The sequence below is a fragment of the Nitrosomonas sp. Nm166 genome (assembly GCF_900112825.1).
Lineage (GTDB): Bacteria > Pseudomonadota > Gammaproteobacteria > Burkholderiales > Nitrosomonadaceae > Nitrosomonas.
Window position 1 is genome coordinate 1 of the sequence record NZ_FONE01000122.1, and the last position, 1199, is coordinate 1199.

Genomic DNA, 1199 nt, shown 5'->3' on the forward strand with positions numbered 1-1199 from the left:
GGGACTGTCGGGAAATTGCCAAGAAATTAAGCGATACTACGGAAAGTTAAAACCGACAGGATTTGTTGATGAAGAAAAGAGAACAAGGCAACTTATTTCTTACGCTGGATGCGCTGATACCCCTGGATCATCCCTATCGCAAACTGGATGAGTTATTGGCATTCGACAAGCTGAGTTTAGCTTATCAAGGACTTTATTCATCAAAAGGTCGCAAGGAGAAAGGATTTGAATTTGCCATTCGAGCATTGATCATTCAATTCATGGAAGATCTGAGTGATCGGGAGATGGAACGCTATCTTCAGGAGAATCTTGCGTGCAAATGGTTTTGTGATATGAATCTGGGAGAGGAAGCACCGGATCACAGTTATTTTGGTGACTTTCGCAAGCGCCTCGGAATCGGGAGATTGATGGATATTTTTTCTCAAGTACGAAATAGTTTGCAAGGCATGGGGTTGATTCGGGAGATATTTACTTTTGTTGATGCGAGTCAGTTGATCAGTAAATTAACCACCTGGGACGACCGGGATCGAGCGATCAAGCAAGGGCTCGAGCAGTTCAACAACGAAACTGCCGGGAAAGTAGCGGCGGGCAAGCAAGCGCGCTTTGGCTGTAAGGGGAAGAACAAATACTGGTTTGGCTACAAGGAGCATGTTTCGGTGGATATGCAGAGCGGTTTGATTAACAAGGTTGCGGCAACTTCTGCGTGAGTGACTGACGCACACGGTTTTCAGCATGTTTGCCCCAATGGTGGCGCAGTCTATGCAGACAAAGGATATGGTTTGAATCCTGTCAAAATCACACTCAAGCGCAAAGGCTGTCATGATGGGACCATCAAGAAGAACAATATGAAAGAGAAGAATCGCGATAAAGATCGTTGGTTATCAGCAATTCGCGCACCTTATGAACGTGTGTTTGCGCATCGCAATAAAAAAGTTCGCTATCGCGGATTGGTGAAAGTGCAGTTTCAGGTGGGTATTCGGGCGCTGGTATTCAATCTCAAGCGGCTAATGACATTAGGGGTTGATCGAATTACGTTGTGCCATACATAGGATAAATCCGCCCTCAATCTGCCAGATCAGGCAAATTGACGGCAGAAAAGGCTTCCAGAGATTCTATTTTCTGTTAATTCTGCGATTTCTTGATGTGTCGTTGCTGGTTTTTTGTTTTTCTTAGCTCTTTTGAGTTTTCCGACAAGCCCT

General features: G+C 45.0%; 2 protein-coding genes. Both read left to right on the forward strand.

Going from position 1 to position 1199, the window contains the following annotated elements; genetic code table 11:
- The first annotated feature begins 68 nt into the window (after positions 1-68).
- A complete protein-coding gene (locus BM021_RS15045; RefSeq protein ID WP_256207964.1) occupies positions 69-707 on the forward strand; it encodes a transposase in 639 nt (212 codons plus the stop codon).
- Positions 708-1049: a transposase gene (locus BM021_RS16420; RefSeq protein WP_256207965.1), complete on the forward strand. Its 342-nt coding sequence runs from the start codon at positions 708-710 to the stop codon at positions 1047-1049. It abuts the gene before it with no gap.
- Positions 1050-1199: the final 150 nt, after the last annotated feature.

Excerpts from the sequence above, each read along its gene's own strand:
- BM021_RS15045 (WP_256207964.1), top strand. The coding sequence starts at position 69 with ATGAAGAAAAGAGAACAAGGCAACTTATTTCTTACGCTGGATGCGCTG.